3 protein-coding genes are annotated in these 1091 nt (G+C 44.8%); all 3 read left to right on the forward strand.

Going from position 1 to position 1091, the window contains the following annotated elements; translation table 11 throughout:
• The first annotated feature begins 93 nt into the window (after window positions 1–93).
• The 3 genes from T500_RS0114760 to T500_RS0114765 all read left to right on the forward strand — a co-directional run bounded on the left by T500_RS0114760 (window position 94) and on the right by T500_RS0114765 (window position 933).
• Window positions 94–396, forward strand: coding sequence for a hypothetical protein (locus tag T500_RS0114760; RefSeq protein WP_155267592.1), 303 nt, complete (start codon window positions 94–96; stop codon window positions 394–396).
• 7 nt (window positions 397–403) lie between these two features.
• Window positions 404–562 carry a hypothetical protein gene (locus T500_RS17105; protein ID WP_155267593.1) on the forward strand — a complete coding sequence of 53 codons (159 nt, stop codon included), beginning with the start codon at window positions 404–406 and terminating at the stop codon, window positions 560–562.
• A 71-nt stretch (window positions 563–633) separates the two neighbouring features.
• On the forward strand, window positions 634–933 hold the full coding sequence (locus T500_RS0114765; protein ID WP_028908738.1) for a hypothetical protein: 300 nt from the start codon (window positions 634–636) through the stop codon (window positions 931–933).
• The last annotated feature ends 158 nt before the right edge of the window (window positions 934–1091 follow it).

Below are 1091 nucleotides of genomic sequence, written 5' to 3' on the forward strand. Positions count from 1 at the left end.
GGGCTTAATTTAAATTTAATTTAATTATTAATTAATTATAACCCGCGCGAGCCGATGAAGTGGAATGAGGTTTTCTGCAACACGTTTAAGGCTATGAGTGAAAGGTTGGCGCCAGAGATAGAACGGAGGGTGAACTTTATGTTGCCTTCGCTGCCGATGGTTGAGGCTTGCAGGGCAAGCGAGTTCGATTTCTTGCAGGTGCTAATAGGGCATGGGGTGCTCACCACAGAGCAGGCGCTGCATGCAGCTGAGTGCTATCGGTTGGGTAAAACCAAGAACGGGCGAACCATCTTCTGGATGATAGACGACATGATGACGCCGCTGGATGCTCATATCGGTGATGGACATGCTGGCGCCGCTGCAGGGCAGCACGGTAACCATCTATCCGCGAACTGACCCTACGATGAGCAACTACGTGTTTTTTCTCGACTATGCCAAGCAGGCAGAACTGTATTACGACATCCGGTTGCGGATTGACAATACCTTGGAACTGCATGCCACCGAGGAACAAAAACAGCGGTGTATCGACATCGTGGATTTTGTACTTGATTCTGCGAGATAATCAACTTGTTTTTTAATCACAATCAATTTACTTTTTATCAACAATCAACTTACTTTTCAACCACCATCAATATGATTAATTTCTACAATAAGCATTTATTTATCAGCAAGTCGAAACTGGCCGAACTGGCTGGTGTTTCTACACGAACCTTTAGCCGTTATCTTGCCACCAGGCAGCCCGTACTCACAGCCATGGGCATATCGCCCAAAGCCAAAAAGCTTCCACCTCAAGCCGTGCGTTACATTTGCGAAGACTACTGTATCGACCTGTCTCCGGAGCTCCAGGACCAGGAAGCACTAAAAAAATCACCTTTATATCAAAATTTTCTTCGTATGTTAGACGATGCCTGCCAACGACTTTCCAAGAAGTAGTACCTTCGCATTGTCATTCCGGATGGCACTTTAATTATCAATTTTCAATTATCAATTAACAACATGGTACGTTACATTTTACAGCAAATCAAAATCACCAGTCACAAGTGTTTTGGTAAGTGGTTCGCCAAGAACGTGGTCGAGGAAACTATCGATCT

Origin of the sequence: Xylanibacter ruminicola Ga6B6, assembly GCF_000687715.1 — a bacterium.
Classification (GTDB): domain Bacteria; phylum Bacteroidota; class Bacteroidia; order Bacteroidales; family Bacteroidaceae; genus Prevotella; species Prevotella ruminicola_B.